The 16643-nt window shown below is 67.1% G+C and carries 10 protein-coding genes; 1 reads left to right on the top strand and 9 read right to left on the bottom strand.

Translation table 11 applies throughout. From position 1 onward, the window contains the following. Positions 1-152 precede the first annotated feature (152 nt). From MA876_RS09470 to MA876_RS09435, 8 genes are all read right to left on the bottom strand, one after another. Positions 153-1493, bottom strand: a complete 1341-nt coding sequence (locus tag MA876_RS09470; protein WP_248148138.1) for a glycosyltransferase — start codon at positions 1491-1493, stop codon at positions 153-155. Beyond that, positions 1490-2782, bottom strand: a complete 1293-nt coding sequence (gene wecB / locus MA876_RS09465; protein ID WP_248148136.1) for a non-hydrolyzing UDP-N-acetylglucosamine 2-epimerase — start codon at positions 2780-2782, stop codon at positions 1490-1492. Before wecB ends, MA876_RS09470 begins: the two co-directional genes overlap by 4 nt. Before the next feature lie 454 nt (positions 2783-3236). Beyond that, the gene (locus MA876_RS09460; RefSeq protein WP_248148133.1) at positions 3237-4244 is read right to left on the bottom strand and encodes an SDR family NAD(P)-dependent oxidoreductase; all 1008 of its coding nucleotides are present in this window, start codon (positions 4242-4244) and stop codon (positions 3237-3239) included. A gap of 60 nt (positions 4245-4304) precedes the next feature. Beyond that, a complete protein-coding gene (locus MA876_RS09455; RefSeq protein WP_248148131.1) occupies positions 4305-6725 on the bottom strand; it encodes a hypothetical protein in 2421 nt (806 codons plus the stop codon). Further along, a complete protein-coding gene (locus tag MA876_RS09450; protein WP_248148129.1) occupies positions 6722-8944 on the bottom strand; it encodes a glycoside hydrolase family 3 C-terminal domain-containing protein in 2223 nt (740 codons plus the stop codon). Before MA876_RS09450 ends, MA876_RS09455 begins: the two co-directional genes overlap by 4 nt. Beyond that, positions 8941-11397 (bottom strand): glycoside hydrolase family 2 TIM barrel-domain containing protein, encoded by a 2457-nt coding sequence (locus tag MA876_RS09445; RefSeq protein WP_248148127.1) that lies wholly within the window; start codon positions 11395-11397, stop codon positions 8941-8943. Before MA876_RS09445 ends, MA876_RS09450 begins: the two co-directional genes overlap by 4 nt. A gap of 3 nt (positions 11398-11400) precedes the next feature. After that, positions 11401-12642: a glycoside hydrolase family 1 protein gene (locus tag MA876_RS09440; protein WP_248148125.1), complete on the bottom strand. Its 1242-nt coding sequence runs from the start codon at positions 12640-12642 to the stop codon at positions 11401-11403. 72 nt (positions 12643-12714) lie between these two features. Next, a complete protein-coding gene (locus MA876_RS09435; RefSeq protein WP_248148123.1) occupies positions 12715-14154 on the bottom strand; it encodes an MFS transporter in 1440 nt (479 codons plus the stop codon). 157 nt (positions 14155-14311) lie between these two features. On the opposite strand from MA876_RS09435, the gene MA876_RS09430 reads away from it, so the two are divergent. Continuing rightward, the gene (locus MA876_RS09430) at positions 14312-15247 is read left to right on the top strand and encodes a LacI family DNA-binding transcriptional regulator (protein ID WP_248148121.1); all 936 of its coding nucleotides are present in this window, start codon (positions 14312-14314) and stop codon (positions 15245-15247) included. A gap of 1046 nt (positions 15248-16293) precedes the next feature. Here the strand turns inward: MA876_RS09430 and MA876_RS09425 are convergent. After that, complete coding sequence (locus tag MA876_RS09425; RefSeq protein ID WP_248148119.1) at positions 16294-16611, bottom strand: 2Fe-2S iron-sulfur cluster-binding protein; 318 nt, start codon at positions 16609-16611, stop codon at positions 16294-16296. Positions 16612-16643: the final 32 nt, after the last annotated feature.

Below are 16643 nucleotides of genomic sequence, written 5' to 3'. Positions count from 1 at the left end.
CTCCGTCGCGCGGTGGTCTGCGATCACCCGCAGAACCGGAGGCCGAATGATCAGCCGCCCCTTCGGCCTGCTCGATATCGGCACGCCGTCGGCGGGATGCGTCGCCCGCAAGGCGGTGTGACGCGCGGCTCGGCTTCCGGTCCGGGTGCGCGTCAGCTGTCGGCGCGCACGAGCGTCGACGGCTCGTCCGCGGCGTCGAGCCGTTCGCGCTCGGTCTTGGCCCACGACGTGCGACCCGACAGCTGCCGCAGCAGCGAGACGAACACGACGGGGAAGATCATCCACGAGTACACGGTGTACGGCAGGAGCAGCACGATCGCGGTGAACGGCGAGTACCAGCGACCGCCCCGCAGGATCAGCGTGATGATGCCCGGGCCGAAGGCGACCGCGAAGAAGAAGATGAGCACCCACCAGTAGCTCGGGCGGTACTCGGCGCCCAGGAAGACCCAGAGCGCGATCGACGTCACGAACGCGAAGCCGACGACGAGCTGCAGGATCGGGGTGAGCAGGTAGAACACCGCGTCGACGCGGCCGGCGAGCGGCATCCGTCCTCGCATCGTGCCCCGCAGGAGAGCGAGTGCCTGCCAGGCCCCCTGCGCCCAGCGCACGCGCTGCTTGTAGAGGCGGCGCAGCGAGTTGAGACCCTGCTGGTCGATCGTCACGTCGTTGACCTGCACGCCTGCCCACCCGGCCTGGATGAGACGCACGCCGAGATCCTGATCCTCGGTGAGCTTGTGCCGCCACGGCCCCTCGTCGTCGGCGACGTCTGCGAGCGCCGCGAGACGGTTGAACTGTCCGTTGCCGCCCATGTTCGCGGTGCCCCACCAGGCACGACCGGCCTGGAAGACGAGGCCGAACGACGAGAACTCGACGTCCTGCGCCCACGTGAGCCAGCCGCGGCGGTTGTAGATGCGCACGAGCGTCTGGACGCCGCCCACACCGGGATCGAGGAACCGCCGGCCGGCGGACTCGGGCGCCTTCGGATCGAGGCGCCCGTCGGCGTCGACGATCGTGACGATGACGCGGTCTTCGCTCCAGCGGGCGTACTCGGGCTGCGTGAGGATCGACTCGCGCAGGTGGCGGTAGGCATTGTTGAGCGCGGCCGCCTTGCCCTGGCGCGCATGCGGGGCGTGGCGGGTGAGCACGTGCAGACGAGGATCGTGGATGCCGGCGAGCACCGCCGCCGTGCCGTCATCCGATCCGTCGTCGATCACGAGGAAGACAGCGTTCGAGGCCTCGGTCTGGCGCAGTCGCTGCACCGAATCGGCGATCGTGACCTCTTCGTTGAGAGCCGGGACCATGAAGACCCAGAGGAACTCCGACTCCGCCGGGGTGCCGCGCTGGTCGCGTTGGTTCTGCCGCTTCTCGCGGAGCGAGTTCACGAGCAGGACAGTCACCGAGATGAGCGAGCACACCGAGATCGCGAGCGCGATCCAGAACAGGATCTGCGCCCACAGCGGCACGCCGAGGTAGAGCTCTTCGACGACGCTCACGCGACGCTCGCGAACGCGGAGTCGACGCTGTCGACCCAGCTGCGCTGCAGCGGGTCCGCGACGCCGGCGGCCGCGAGGACGGCGGTGCGGTCGAAGCCGGGGCCGTAGGATTCGGGAGCCCGCGTGCCCGACACGATGTTGTCGAGCGCCTCGATGATCCGGGCCGACGCGAAGCCGTCGCCGTACGGGTTGACGCGGGCGGAGCGCCGCGCGAGCTCGTCGGGGTCGTCGAGGAGGACGGACGCCGCGTGCACGATCCGCTGGACGTCGGTGCCGACGAGTTCCACGGTTCCGGCGGCGACGCCCTCCTGGCGCTCCGTCGTCTCGCGGACGCAGATCACGGGCACGCCGAGCGACGGCGCCTCCTCCTGGATTCCGCCGGAGTCGGTGATGGCGAGGGTCGCGCGGCCGAGCAGGCGCGCGAACGACGCGTAGCCCATCGCCGGCACGAGCGACACGTTGCGGTGTCCCGAGAGTCGCTTGACGAGCACATCGGCGACGGCCGGGTTCGGGTGGAGGGCCACGACGAAGCGGTCGTCGGGGTGGCCCGAGGCCAGGATCGCGACGGAGTCGGCGATGCGAGCGAGCGGCTCGCCCCAGTTCTCGCGGCGGTGCGCGGTCACAACGACGACGCGCGGGCCGTCGGCCGTCTCGAGGTCGGCGAGGGCCGGGTGCTCGAACGGCGCGACGCGCGCCGCGGCGATGCGCAGCGCGTCGATCGCGGTGTTGCCGGTGATCAGGATGCGGTCGAAGTCGATGCCTTCGCGCACGAGGTTCGCCTTCGCCCGCGACGTCGGCGCGAGGTGCAGTGCCGCAACGCGCGAGATGAGCTGGCGGTTGAACTCCTCGGGGAACGGGGAGTTGACGTCATTCGTGCGCAGGCCGGCCTCGACGTGCACGACCGGGAGCTTGAGGTGGAACGACGCGAGCGCGGCTGCTGCTGCGCTCGACGTGTCGCCATGCACGAACGTCGCGACGGGGTAGCCTTCGGCATCCATCGATCCGAACGTCTCGGTGACGTACGTCTGCACCTGCGTCACGACGAACGAGAACAGGTCGTTGAGCGTGCGCGGCCCCTCGGGGAGCGCGAACGTCACGTCGGGGACGATGCCGCCGATCGCGAGCACTTCGGCGACCATCGCGGCGTGCTGCCCCGTCGAGACGACGATCGGCTCGAAGCCCTCGTGGTCGCGCGCTGCGACGATGAGGGGAAGCATCTTGATCGCTTCGGGGCGCGTGCCCACGACGAAGAGCGCCCGCAGCGCTGAGGTGTTCCGGTTCTGTTCCACGTCCTCGACAGTAGGAAGGCATCCCTCGCGCGACCTTTGACGAAAGCCGAGGTTCGCTCAGGATCCGCGCGGGCTTCCTCAGGTTCTGCGCACGCACGAGCGCGCGCGGCCGATCCGACCTGGGTCGTCGAGTCGCGCGACGGACTCCTGCACGACAAGGGGTGAGATACAGCTCGGAGTCCATGAGCGATTCCGGCGGGAAGCATGAGGATCGTTCAGGGTGACGGTGAGGACGTCGTTGATCGTCGACAGGACCGACCCCGCATCCGGCCGCGCAGCCGTAGCGTCGCCGGCACCGTCGGTCACACGCGAACGCGGCGCCTGACAAACGCAGTAGTCCTCGGCCTGCGAGGCACGACGCGATCCGTGCGGCGGATCGGTGCGGGCTGTTGATGTTGCCCGATCACCCCACGGCCGCGTACCCCGCCGAGCGCGACCGCGACGACGCACGGGATCAGTAGACGGACTCACCTCCGTCACTGGGCAGCACGGCGCCGTTGATGTTGATCCCGTCCCGGCTGAGCAGGAAGGTGATCGACGCGGCAAGGGCTTCCGGCAATGCGAGCGGGGCGTCGGCGATGTGCTCATCGAGGCGTGCCTGACCGAACGCGCTCACTGCGCCGGGGCGCATCCCCGTGAGGGTGCCTCCGGGGGCGACAGCGTTGATGCGGATGTTGTACCGCTCGTACATGTACGCGGTGTTCTTGGTGATGCCCACGACGGCGTTCTTCGACGCGGTGTACGCGAGTCCCGCGGACGAGCCACGCAGCGCCGCTTCGGACGCGATGTTCACGATGGATCCCTGCTTCTGATCGATCATGAACGGGACTACGGCGCGAGTGAGTTTGATGAGGCCGAAGACGTTGACGTTGAAGACCCGCTCGAGGGTTTCGTCGGACACCTCGTGGATGGGGCTGAAGTCATCGAGAAGTCCGGCGACATTCGCCAGCCCATCGATGCGTGCTCCTGCCGCATCGACGATTCGACGGATGCTCTCGTCCGAGGTGATGTCGCCGGCGACGGGGACGATCTCGGCCTCGGGGATACTGGCGGCGAACTCAGCCAGACGGTCCTCGGACAGATCGACCGCGACGACGCGACCGCCCTCGCGTGCGATGCGCGACGCGACCGCGCGTCCGATGCCGGATGCGGCGCCGGTGACGATGACAGTCTGTCCGTCGAATCGACCGCGGGTGACGACTTCGGTCCAGGACGTGTGGGCGACATCGTCCGGCGCCTCTCCTCCGTTGGCCTGGGAGACAAGGTGGTCGATCATCCCATCAGGCAAGGGGCCGCCCGCGCTCAGGAATCGGCTCAGCGGTACGTTGCGTGCAAGCCGGAGCGCACTGTCGGAGATTCCCCCTTGAGCGGCCATGCCGGCGATGATCCGGACACCGGCCGGATGCCGCATCCATTCTCCGATCGTGCTCTCTGCGTCGATGGGGGTGATCTGGTCAGTCATACTCGTCCTTCTTTGAGCTCGGATAGGTGCAGTGGTCGGTGGCCGATCGCGAGGTCGCGCTCAGAGTGCAGGTTCAGCCGCGGCGACTGCATGGGCGGCCTCGACCAAGCCGTCGATCATCGATTCGTTCAGGGCGCCGCCGCTCATCGCGACCAGTTGGGTGAGGGGAGCGCCGCGCAACGGTGACAGGCTCGACGATGTGGCGCCCGATCGCGACAGGAGACCTTCGAGGATCACGCCCCCCACGGGGTGATCGAGCCACTCGCCGATCGTCGACTCAGCCGATAGCGGGAGCGACGCGTCGGGTGCGGCGGGTTCACGCGGCGGTTCCCGGCGGGTGCGACGTGCGTCGAATCCGACGCCTTGAGTCGCGGGGACGAAGCCCTCATGCGTCGCGTGCCATCCAGAAGCATCGAAGCAGCCCGCTTCGGCCAGCAGTGCGACGGCGAGCAGGAGCCCACCATTGGCCGGCAGGTAGAGAGGGAGCACGCTCCCCATCTGCGGATTGTGGCCCACCGCGGTGAACCGGTTCTTGCTCTCGGGTCGCAGGAGCGCGTCGAGGGCGAGTGACGGCTCATCCAAACGCGCGGCAGTCATCGCCATTGCAGGGAAGTCCCACCCCCACGCCGTCGGCCATTCCCACGAGTCCCAGACGTCGGCCAACGTCGCGCGCATGATCTCAGGATCGATGAGCGGGGTGTCTGGGACGACACCCAGGGCCATCAGCAGAGATGGGTGGTCGTCTCGTCGGAGCGGTTCCCTCGACGCGACCGCGGCATAGCGGCCTCCATCCACGTACGGTGCGTCGAGTCCATCCTGCACACGGGCCCAGTGGTCGTCTCGCGCGAGGCCCGCACGTTCTCGCCACCGCTGGGCGATCTCGAGCCCCCACCACCAGTAGGCGAGTTCGAACGTCGGGTCCGTCGTCGCACGGGGGTCGTAGAACTCCTGCGCCGGCATGATCGGCGGGCCGAGATGGAAGGCGCCCGCACGCTCCTCTGCGAACGCTGCCATGAAGGTCGCCGTCTCGCATACGATCTCTGCGTAATCGTCCAGCAGCCGCCGCCGGTCGAAGTCCGACGACGCGCTCCACACCGATTCGAGCAGGTGGAGGATGTGGGGCTGTTGCCAGGCGAGCAGGGATCCGATGTCACTGGGCGACTCCTCCCCTGCGGGGCCGGTCTGCTTGGGCCATCTGGCGCCCGGGTAATTCTGACGGGCGGCCGTCTCGCGTGCCTGTTCGAGGATCGTGCGGTACCACGCAAGGCTGCGTTCGAGAAGATCCGGTCGCCCCCACGCTGCGAAGTGCGCGCCGTGCCAGAGGTGCATCTCGAGGTGGAACTTCCCCTGCCACGAGTTGGTGACCAGGCCCGTCTCCGCCGGAGGCAGGTGACCTGCGGAGTGAACGCGAGTGAGGTACTGCGACAGGACGACGCGGCGTTCGAGTTCGGGCGCGCGCGGGTCGGTGCTGCCTGAGAGGTCGATCGCCGCACCGCTGAGCCAGAACGCCTCCCAGGATTCGACGGATGATGTGCGAACCTCGTCGAACGACGGCATCGGCTCGTCGTCGTCGGTGGTCGAGAAGCGGACGACGACGTCGATCTGCTCTGCCGAGGTCTCGAGCACGAAGTGGTGGGCGGAGTCGCCGCTGACGACCGAGCCGTCGGTCACGGAGATGTCGGTGACGTATCGGGTCTCGTCGAGGGTCCTGCTGATGCGGCCCGTCCCGTCAGCCTCGGAGGTCAGATCGCTGCGGTGCGCGTCGACGGCAGACCAGTCGTCCGTGGCGAAGAACGCATCGCTCGCGTACGGGAAGCGGATCACGACCTTCGCTCTTCCGGTCTCGAGAAGACCGGTTCCGATGCGGAACCCGACGACCGCACCGTCTGCGGCGCCGACGGTTTCGACCCGCACCCGCTCGCCCGCGTACGTGAACTCGCTCGTGAGCACACCGGTCCACAGGTCGAGCTCCTGCCGGGGCTCGGCCAGCACGTCCGGGTCGGTCTCGCAGTCTGCTCCCGGATCGCTGCGCAACTCGAGGCCGATCCGGCCGAGGTCGAGACGCTGCGGGTTCGCGTTCAGCCACGCACCGGGCAGGAAGTCCTCGCTCACCTGTCCCGCCATCGCGCCCATCATGTCGTGCTTGTCGGGGTAGCTGACCGGGCCGCGGGCCGTCTCGTACGTCGTCATCGCGTCAGCGAGGGCGTAGCCATACGGATTGGGCATCGAGTGCCACCCCCACGACGTCATCGTCGCCGTGTTCACGACCGTCCGGCCCTCACGCTGGCCGACGACCGGGTCGTGGAACGCGGTGAAGGTCTGCATGCCGGTGAGGTCGGCGTTGAAGGCGAAGTCACCGTTGCCCAGCGACACAACGTTCTCGGGGTCCGCGCAATCCAGGATCACTCTGTGCCGGGCGACGACGGCTGCCCGATCGACCGCCTCGGCATCCTTCCTCACTTCGTTCTCTTCGGCGGTCACTGCCCGCTCCCGTCGGCGTCGGCCATCGCCAGTAGTCCGGCAATCTGTTCCTGGCCGATCTGCCCGCCGCTGAACGCGATCATGCGATTGAGGGGAATCTGCGCCATCATCTTCGCCGTATCACTGCCCATCGCATCGTCGTTGCTCGCCCCGTGGCTGGTCTGGCGCGCCCCCATCGAGGCGATCATCGGGCCGGCGACGGGATGCTGCATCAGCTCTCCGAGCGTCGATCGCTCGGTCAACGGGCGAGGGATGTCATCGCCGACGAGCTCCGCACCACCTGTGACGCGGATGTCGCGACTCGATGCCCCGACCGATACGTCGTGGTCACCGTCTTCAACGACCCATGCCGAGACGCTCTCGTCCCAGTAGGCGAGGTCGGCGCGCGGAATGTCGAAGACGACTGTCTCGGATGCACCGGCGGCGATCGCGATGTGCGCGAAGGCCTTCAACTCACGAGGTGCACGGGGAATGCCGGATCCTTGCTTGCCGACGTATACCTGGATGACTTCGCGTCCGTCCCGAGCACCGGTGTTGTCGACGGTGACCGCAACACGCAAGGCACCGTCGACAACGTCGACAGCGAGATCCCGGTAGGCGAAGGATGTGTAGGACAGTCCGTGGCCGAAAGGGAATGTGACGTTCAGATCGCGCGCGTCGTACCACCGGTAGCCGACGAAGACTCCTTCGGTGTAGCGCACCTCGGACCCGCCCCCGGGGAAGGACAGGAATGCCGGGACGTCTTCGAGACGCTGCGGAACGGTCTCGCTGGTACGGCCCGACGGATTCACGACACCGAAGAGCACGTCGGCGACGCCTCCACCGAACGCCTGGCCGCCCAAGGCACCGTCCACGATCGCGGGAGCCGACCGCTCGATCTCAGCCAGGCGAACCACGCCACCGTGACTGAGAACGACCACAGTGCGAGGTTGAGCGGCGACGACGGCACGGAGGAGTTCGATCTGGTCACCCGGGATCTCGATGTCGGCGCGGTCGAAGCCTTCAGACTCGTCGTGCTCGCCCAGGCCGAGGAACACGATCGCCGCGTCCGACGCGCGCGCCGCGATGACAGCCTCCTCACGCAGCGCGGCGGCGTCGCCCGACACACCGAAGCCTGCGGCGAAGGTGAGTTCGGCTGCGGGCGCGAGCTCCCGGATCTCGTCGAACGGGATATCGACACGGATCGCATTGACGTGCGAGCTGCCGCCGCCCTGGAACCGGGGCGCTCGAGCGAACTCGCCGATGACGACGATGCGTCCGTGTGGGGCCAGGGGCAGGAGACCGCCGTCGTTCTTGAGCAGCACCGTGCTGCGTGCGGCGGCCTCGCGTGCGAGTGCGTGATGGGCGTCGAAATCAACGGCCGGAGCGCGGGTTGCCGAGGCATCCCGCGAATGCTCGAGGAGGCGGGTCACGTTCGCAGCGGCCTTCGCAACGTCCGCGGCATCCAGGACCCCTGCCTCGACGGCCGTGACCACCGCGCTATCGGATACGGCGTGGCCACCGGGCATCTCGAGATCCATGCCGGCTGCCACCGAGGAGACGCGATCGTCGACGGCACCCCAGTCGCTGAGGACCACCCCGTCGAAGCCCCATTCACTGCGCAGGACATCCGTCAGCAACCAACGATTCTCGCAGGCGTACTCGCCGTTCACCCGGTTGTACGCCGCCATCACGGTCCACGGCTTCGCCTCGCGGACGACCTTCTCGAAACCGCGCAGGTAGATCTCGCGCAGCGTGCGCTCGTCGACCACCGAGTCGGACCGCATCCGGTCGGTCTCGGAGTTGTTCGCGGCGAAATGCTTCACCGAGGCTCCGACACCTCCCGACTGCAGACCCGTGACCCACGCAGCGCCGAGCACCCCCGTCAGATGTGGGTCTTCGGAGAAGTACTCGAAGTTGCGCCCCGCACGAGGGTCGCGCTTGATGTTGATCCCGGGGCCGAGCAGTACACCGACGCCGTACTCTCTCGCCTCCGCCGCCAGTGCCCGACCGACGCGCGCGACGAGGTCGGGGTCCCACGACTGCGCGAGTCCGGCTGCAGGCGGGAAGCAGGTGGCGGGCTGACTGGGGGCGATACCGACGTGGTCAACCGCTGCGTCTTGGGCACGCACGCCGTGCGGGCCGTCCGAGAGCACGATACCCGGGAGGCCGGGAGCGCCTTTCGTCTTCCAGAAAGACGCTCCGCTGCCGAGCGCTGCCTGTTCTTCGAGCGTCGTCACGTCAGAATCCCCGCGGCATTCAATGGGTTGGGACGAGCTGCGGGCGAGAGGATGACCGTCGCGTCGCCGTGATGCGTGCTGCGGGCGGTCACCACGATCTCACCGACGTCGGCCGTGCGGCGGATCGCGGCGAGCGCCCGCCCTCGGAAGGTCGTGTGCGTCGCGCTGGAGTAGCTCTCGTCGGTGACGGGTCGGGCGCTTCCAAGCCCGGCCAGCTCGCCCGGCCCGTCGATCGACACGGTGATGACGTCGGTCGTCGCCGAGTCGACAGTGCCCTCAGGGTCGCCGAGTTCGATCTGGACGAAGGTCAGTTCGTCCACTCCAGCGGACTCGTCGGCACGGAGGTGAAGCGCCACAGACGAAGCGCTGCGCAAGGTCGACCGCCCGATCTCGGCGCCGGCGCGGTAGGCGACAGCCGTCAGTTCACCAGGCTCATACGACGTGCGGAACCGGGCGACGAAGGACTTCGCCGCTCCGGCGCGCTTACGCCCCAGGGAGCGTCCGTTGAGCAGCAGCTCGACGTGATCGGCATGGGAGTAGACCTCGATCTCAGCCGTACCGCGCAATGCTCCCCACGACCAGCTCGACACTGCGTCGGTCGACAACCAGGGGGTCTTGTTCGCGCGCTGTGCCACCTTGTCCAGCGGCCGCACGGCGATGCCGGGCGATTCCGTGATCTGCCAGACGGCCTGGGCTAGGTGCAGAAGAGCGCCTGGGTTGCCGGTGATGTCGAAGACGCCGGCGCCGGCGAGGATGCCTGGGTAGGGCTTGCTGATGCCGCCGACCTCGTCTCCGTAGCTCCAGTAGCCGAGGCCGACTTCGCCCAGGTAGTCCCATCCGGTCCAATTGAAGTCGCCGATGACACCGGGAACCTTCGTGACGCGCTTCCAGATCGCGGGGAGGTCGCCGGGCATGGACTCGGTGCCGACGATCACCCGATCCGGGTAGCGCCTGCGGGCGCCGGGGTAGCTGGCGTACGCGTAGTTGTATCCGGCGATGTCGACCGCCGCGAAGGCGTCCCGCGTGGCTTTGTCTGCAGCGGGGAGCAGTGAGGCGCCCACCATCAGCCGACCCAGCTTGGCGGTGATCATGTTCGCCGCCGTGCTCGTCGCCTCTTTTCGCTCGGGCGGTGCGCTCTCTCCGCTCCCGTCGGTACCGCCCTTGGCTGCGGCCTTGGCCTTCGCTGCCGCCGCCTTCGTCGACATCATCGCCAGGAGAGGATTGACAGCGAGGGTCGTGGGCCTGGTCGGGTCGGCGTCGTGAACGTACGCGTGGATGTCGCGGGCCAGTGCTGCGCCTTCGGCGGTGGCGGCTTCGGCGATCTCGTTGCCGATCGAGTACATGATCACCGAGGGCCGGTTGCGGTCCTTCGCGATCATCGAGTCGGCATCCTCGCGCCACTCGTCACGGAAGCGGGCAGAACCGTCGCTGGCCGTCTTGCGCGCGAACCACACGTCGGTGAGCTCATCCATGACGTAGAGTCCGAGTTCGTCGCAGGCGTCGAGGAAGTGGCGCGACAACGGGTTGTGAGCGCTGCGGATCGCGTTGTAGCCGGCATCTTTCAGCGCGCGAGCGCGGCGGTGCTCGGCACCGGCGTAGGTGGCAGCGCCGAGGATGCCGTTGTCATGGTGCACCGCAGCCCCGCGCAGCAGCACGCTGCGGCCGTTGATGCGCAGGCCGTGTTGCGGGTCGATGGCGATCGTACGCAGGCCGATGCGCGAGGATCGCTCATCCCGTGTCACACCATCGGACACGAGCGCCACCCTGACGTCGTAAAGCGTGGGGGATTCAGCTGACCACAGTCGTGCAGCCGGCACGGTGACACGAAGTTCTCCGTGTCCGGTCGCGAGGATCGGCGTCTCCGCCTCCACGACGAGCGCGCCGTCGAGCGAGAGCTCCAGGGTGGCCACGGCACCACGGTCATCGATGCCGTCGACGTCTATGAACACGTCGACCTCGGCATCCTCGCCGGCTGTGACGGTGACGATCCGGAGGCCGTCGCGGGCGATCCGCGCCGCTCCGACCGCCTCGAGCCACACCGGTCGGTAGATGCCGGCGCCGCTGTACCAGCGGTCGGTCGGCACGTCGGACTTGTCGACCAGCACCTCTATCAGGGCATCCGCGTCCGGTCGGGCGCCGGTGAGGGGTGCGGCGAACTCCCGGTAGCCGTTTCGGCAGGCGGCGACCTCGAGACCGTCGAGCAGGACGCGGGTGTCTCCCTGCACACCCTCGAACAGAAGCGAGTATCGGGTGGTCGCGGCATCGGCTGGAACGTGCCACGTCTTGGTGTACCGATAGGTGCCGCCGGGGAAGAAGCCGCCGTGACCCTCGGTCGCAGCATCCGCCGCCCGCTCTTCGCCGATCATCGCGTCGTGCGGGAGGAAGACCGGAGCTGCGTCACCCTCCGGCGTGCGTGTGAAAGTCCAGCCATCGTGGAATCGGGTGGTGCTCATGGTTCAGATCTGCGCCTCTTCAGCGGTGGTGGAAAGTTCGGCACCGTTGCTGTGCGCGATCGCACCCAGCCAGGCCAGGCTCGGTTTCGGTGTGCGCACGAACGATTCGCGGTCGACGGCGATGAGACCGAAAGTCGGCCCCCAGTGACCCCACTCGTAGTTGTCCAGCAGCGACCAATGGAGGTATCCGCGGACGTCCACGCCTTCGCGCATGGCCTCTTCGAGGTGCAGGAGGGCCTCTGCGGTGTAGGCGACGCGCCGCGTGTCATCGGGTGTGGCGATGCCGTTCTCGGTCACCAGCACGGGCACGCCTGAGACGGCGGCGGCGTGGCGGACGGCGGTCGCAAGTGCGTCGGGGCGATACGCGGTGCCCACCATGGTGTTGTCGGGATGATCGGGATGAGGCACGAGCCCGTTCTGATCGACACGCTGCGCTGAGTAGGACTGCACGCCGACGAAGTCGTCGCCGCGGGATGCCTCGAGGTAGACGTCTTCGTAGGCGTAGCGAACTTCGACAAGCTTCTGCTCGTCCTGCGGATCGGCATAGAACGCGCCGTTGGCGATCGACCACCCCACCTTCGCCGACGTGCGCGCGCGGAGGATGTCGCGTGCGGCGTGATGCGCGGCGATCAGTGGTGCAGCGTGACTGACGGTGGGCACCGGCAGAGCGGCGGCGATGCGATCCCGGTCGGAGTCTGCCTCGACCGTCGGGCTCTGCCAGTCGGGGGCAGCGCCCGATCGCATGGCCTCCATCACCATGGTCATCATCGCGAGCATGTTCGGCTCGTTGATGGTGACGACCCATTCCACCCCGTCGAGGATCTCCGTCACCTTCTCGACGTAGGCGCTGAAGCGCTCCACCGCCTGGGGCGAAGCCCAACCGCCATCCTGCGCGAACCACGCAGGAACGCTGAAGTGATTCAGGGTGACGACCGGCGTGACCCCCGCGGCCAGGCACGCGTCGATCATGCGCCGATAGTGGGCCAGTTCTGCGCGCGAGAAACTGCCCTGACGCGGCTCGATCCTCGCCCACTCGATCCCGAAGCGGTAAGTGTTGAGGCCCGCTCGAGCGAGCAGGGCGATGTCTTCGGAGTACCGGTGGTAGCTGTCGACGGCGTCACCACTGAGCTCCATGCCGGGCATCATGCCTTCGCGGGCCCACCAGTCACTGTTGGTGTTGTTGCCTTCGATCTGGTGGGGCGCAGTCGAGGCACCCCAAAGGAATTCATCGGGGAAGGAGGTCATGCGTCGCTCTCATTCGCGGGTGTCGAGACTCGGGACGGGCGGCGGGACATGTGGCTCCCGCCGCCCGGACGGTCAGATCTTGATCGTGCTGGTGTCGGAGTGGACGCCCGCAGCGAGGTCGTCCTGGATGGCCGGCAGGTGCTTCTCGACCTTGTAGAGGTAGCTGAGGCCGAACATCGCAACCGTGACGATCAACGGCATCAGCGAGTACAGGCTGACGATCGCACCGCTGGCTTCGGAGGACTGTGCGTCGAGCAGCCCGTTGTAGCCGACGACCCCCATGGTGATTCCCACGATCGCCGACGCGAGCCCCTGGCCGACCTTGCTGGCGAAGCCCTGGATCGAGTTGGTCACCGCGTCCACCCGCTTGCCGGACTTCCATTCGCCGTAGGTCATGGCCTGGATCATGAAGAAGCCGACGAGCATGGTGACCACGGTCGTGAATGAGCCGAGCAGCTGTCCGATGACGACCATCGGCAGGGAGGTCGGAGCGATAAGCACCATCAGGTAGCCGACCGTGGCGAGACCCAGTCCGATGCGAACGAAGTTCATTGCTCCGATCGTGCGCACCGCGAGCGGGAACAGCAGGTACACCAGCGGGATGATGATGCCGCCGAGGGACACCAAGGACAGCAGACCGAGGTCCCCGAGGATGTACTTGAAGAAGTAGGCGCCGACGATCGCGTTCGCTCCGATGACGATGTTGGCGAGCAGCACGATCGCCGAGAAGATGAAGACGAACTTGTTCTCGAACACCGCCTTGACCGTGCCCTTGAAGCCGAGACGCTCCTCGGTCACGTGGTCGGTCTCGTCCTCCGGCAGTTCCTTGATCGTGAAGAACCGCACGAGGCCGATGAGCATGAGCGGGATGCCGTAGACCGCGGCGATCAGAGTCCATCCACCGGGCTGGGTGCCCCACGTCGCCATCAGCTGCGGGAGCATGATGCTCGCGACCGCGGCGACGAGGATGATGAACACGCCCTGACGGGACAACACCTTGGCGTACTGCACATCACCCCGGATCGAACGCTTGAGGTAGACCGCCTCCGACGCGTTGAGGAACGTGGCGCACACGGAATTGATGAGCGCGTACAGGACGAACAGGTATGTCGCCTGCCAGAAGGTGTTCATTTCGGGCGTCGAGAAGATGGCGATCGTCAACAGCCACAGCGGAATGAGGAACAGCTCGTACGGGCGAGCCTTGCCCCAGCGGGTGTTGGTGCGGTCGATGATGAACCCGGCGACGAGGTCGGTGATCCCGTCGAAGATCTTCGCGGCGAGGAACAGACCACCCACCAGTGCGGGCGCCAGGCCGATGATGTCGGTGGCGTAGAACGTGAGCTGCAGCATCACGACCACGTTCACGGCGAGCGCAAAACCTCGGGTCGAGAACCGCAGCGAGAAGAACGGCGGAAGCTTACGGGTGGTCGGCAGGGCCGTCTGCGGGTCAGCGCCAGCGGCGACGGTGCCCGGCTCGACGGTGCCGGCAGAGTCGGTTCGGGTGTCGGACATTGTGCACTCTCCGTTGAGGTGTAGATGTTGTGTGATCGCGTTATCACGTGACAACGCTCCGTAGAACACGTATCGTTATCACGTGTCAACCGTCGCGGAGGCGGATAGGCTTTCTTCGACGGAGAGGAGTGCACGGGTGAATGCGACCAGCTCCGACGTGGCAAAGCACGCCGGCGTCTCCCGCGCCACTGTCAGCCAGGTCCTCAATGGCTATGCCGAACGCTTCGCTCCAGAGACGGCGGCCAAGGTGTTCGCGTCCGCAGCCGCGCTCGGCTACGAGCCCTCAGCAGCCGGTCGCGCGCTCCGCCGCGGATCGAGTGACTTCGTCGTCGCCCTCCTGCCTCACACCACCTTCGGCGGCAATCTGCAGGACCTCTTCGAGCAGATGACCGTCACGCTCGCCGACCACGGCTACACGCTCGTGCTGCGGATGTCCGGGTCGGCTGCGTCCACCCTCGACAGGATGATCGCCGGCATGAAGCCCGCAGCGGTGTTCTCGCTCACGCCGTTCACATCGGCGGAGCAGGAGGTCCTCCGTCGTCGCAACGTGCTCGCCGTCGACCCACCGAGCGTGTCGGCGGTGGATTACAACAGGGCCATCGGGCGCATGCAGGGATTGACGCTCGTCGACGCGGGCCACCGACGTCTCGCTTTCGCCCACCTGCGCGATGAACGCCAGGATCCGTTCGGCTTCGCCCGCGAGGAAGGCATCCGGGACGTCGCCCACGAGCGCGGACTGGACGACCCCCAGGTCATCGATGTGTCCATCGACCTCGATTCGGCGCTCTCCGCACTGGACGCGCTGACCACACCGGGCATCGCGGTCGCGTGCTACAACGACGACGTCGCGATGTCTCTGCTCGCGGCGGCACGTGTCCGCGGCCTCGAGGTTCCTCGCGACGTCGCCGTCATCGGGATGGACCGCAGCGACCTTTCGAGAATCGCCCTGCCGCGTCTGACCACGATCGAATACGACATCGTGGCTGCCGCGAGCGCCGGCGTGGCCAGCCTCCTTAAGGCGCTGGGCGCCGGCGCCCCGCTACCCGCTTCCACGCCCGCGTTTCTGTCGTTGATTCCCGGCGACACGGTCTGAGGTTTCTCATCCGGTAGCTTCTTCGGCAGCACAGGCACGAACACGAAAATCCCCGGTAAGCCGAGGATTTCGAGCGGAGACGGAGGGATTTGAACCCTCGGTCCCCTTACGAGGACTCCACCTTAGCAGGGTCAGGAGACCAAGTTGTCGAGGTGCCGTCGACCAGCCCATTCTACCGCGTGACTACGCGGATATATTCCTCTGATCTGGTCTCTTTTCTCGTGTCACGGCCGCTCGCGCGGCACTGCACACACTCCACGCTCTTCGCCCCTCAGTAATCTCGCACCACTCGGGGTCACTTGGGGGTCACCTCATTAGCAGCCTCCACCGCGGCGGTCGATTAGCCCAGGATCCCTCGGACCAGGCCATACGTGCTCAAGGGCTCGGGGGGCTGGGTCGGCGCGCGATCCCACCGGCACGAGACCGGCATGACTCGCGCGAACCGCGTCCAGTCGCTTCCTGACGAACATCGGATCAGCGCCGACGGCGACCTGATTTGCGACTAATGCGGTCGCCAATCCCGCCTGATGGCGGGCTCAAGCTCCTTCTCCACAGAGCGCCAACGCTCCGCACTCGGGAGTTCGGAGATCGGGCGAGGGCATTCACCGTAGACGTCAGCAATCGAACCAGGTTCGGGACGGGCAGAAGTCGGCGGGCAAGTGGTTGCGAGGATTCGACGTCCTGGCAAAGGCCACCGGCGTCATGCCGAGCGGAGATCCGCTCACGGTGTTCGATAGAGAGTTCGACTTCGTCCTGGACTTCAGTCCGCTTTCCTGCGGACGCAGGTCGCGGCAGCGGCGTTGGGAACGTCGAGCGGCGGATGAATCTTCAACAGCACCTCCGTCGAGGCCGAGGTCGGCTACTCGGGTTCCGTTCGCGTACGGAGCGAGCAACGGCGCCATGCGACTGCTCACGCAGGCGCTCGCTAAGGCTTTGGCCCGCGACGACATGAGGGAGAGCGCAGGGGCGCGCGCTACGCCACCGTCACCGTCACCATGATCTAGGTGAACCGTGGAGTCCTCGCGACCCGCTGAACTGGCCGATCCTCAGTCGAAGTTGACGACGTGAAGTTCCATACCGTCCAGTTCCGGCTTCATCTTGATCTGACAGCTCAGTCTGCTGTCGTCGGTGGCGTTGTCATCCGCTGACAGCAGGTCCTCTTCGTCCTCGGAGGCCGAGCGGACCATCTCCTTCCACGGGGCATGCATGTAGACGTGGCACGTCGCGCAGCTCATCTCACCGCCGCATTCGCCTTCGATCCCGGGAACCGACTGACGCGTCGCGGCGCGCATGATCGTCTCGCCGTCAGTGACGTCGATGTCCTGTTCGCCGCCTGCGGCGAGCTTCATGTGAACGGTGCCCATTGGTGGCTCTCTCGTGTGAGGTTGTTCGGCGC

The organism is Microbacterium aoyamense (assembly GCF_023155855.1).
GTDB lineage: Bacteria > Actinomycetota > Actinomycetes > Actinomycetales > Microbacteriaceae > Microbacterium > Microbacterium aoyamense.
The sequence above is the reverse complement of the archived record's forward strand: the minus strand, read 5'-3'. Positions and strand labels throughout refer to the sequence as shown.

Bases quoted from the DNA above. Each gene is read 5' to 3' on its own strand.
- MA876_RS09460 (WP_248148133.1), bottom strand. From the start codon at position 4,244: ATGACTGACCAGATCACCCCCATCGACGCAGAGAGCACGATCGGAGAA.
- MA876_RS09445 (WP_248148127.1), bottom strand. From the start codon at position 11,397: ATGAGCACCACCCGATTCCACGATGGCTGGACTTTCACACGCACGCCG.
- MA876_RS09440 (WP_248148125.1), bottom strand. From the start codon at position 12,642: ATGACCTCCTTCCCCGATGAATTCCTTTGGGGTGCCTCGACTGCGCCC.
- MA876_RS09435 (WP_248148123.1), bottom strand. From the start codon at position 14,154: ATGTCCGACACCCGAACCGACTCTGCCGGCACCGTCGAGCCGGGCACC.
- MA876_RS09425 (WP_248148119.1), bottom strand. From the start codon at position 16,611: ATGGGCACCGTTCACATGAAGCTCGCCGCAGGCGGCGAACAGGACATC.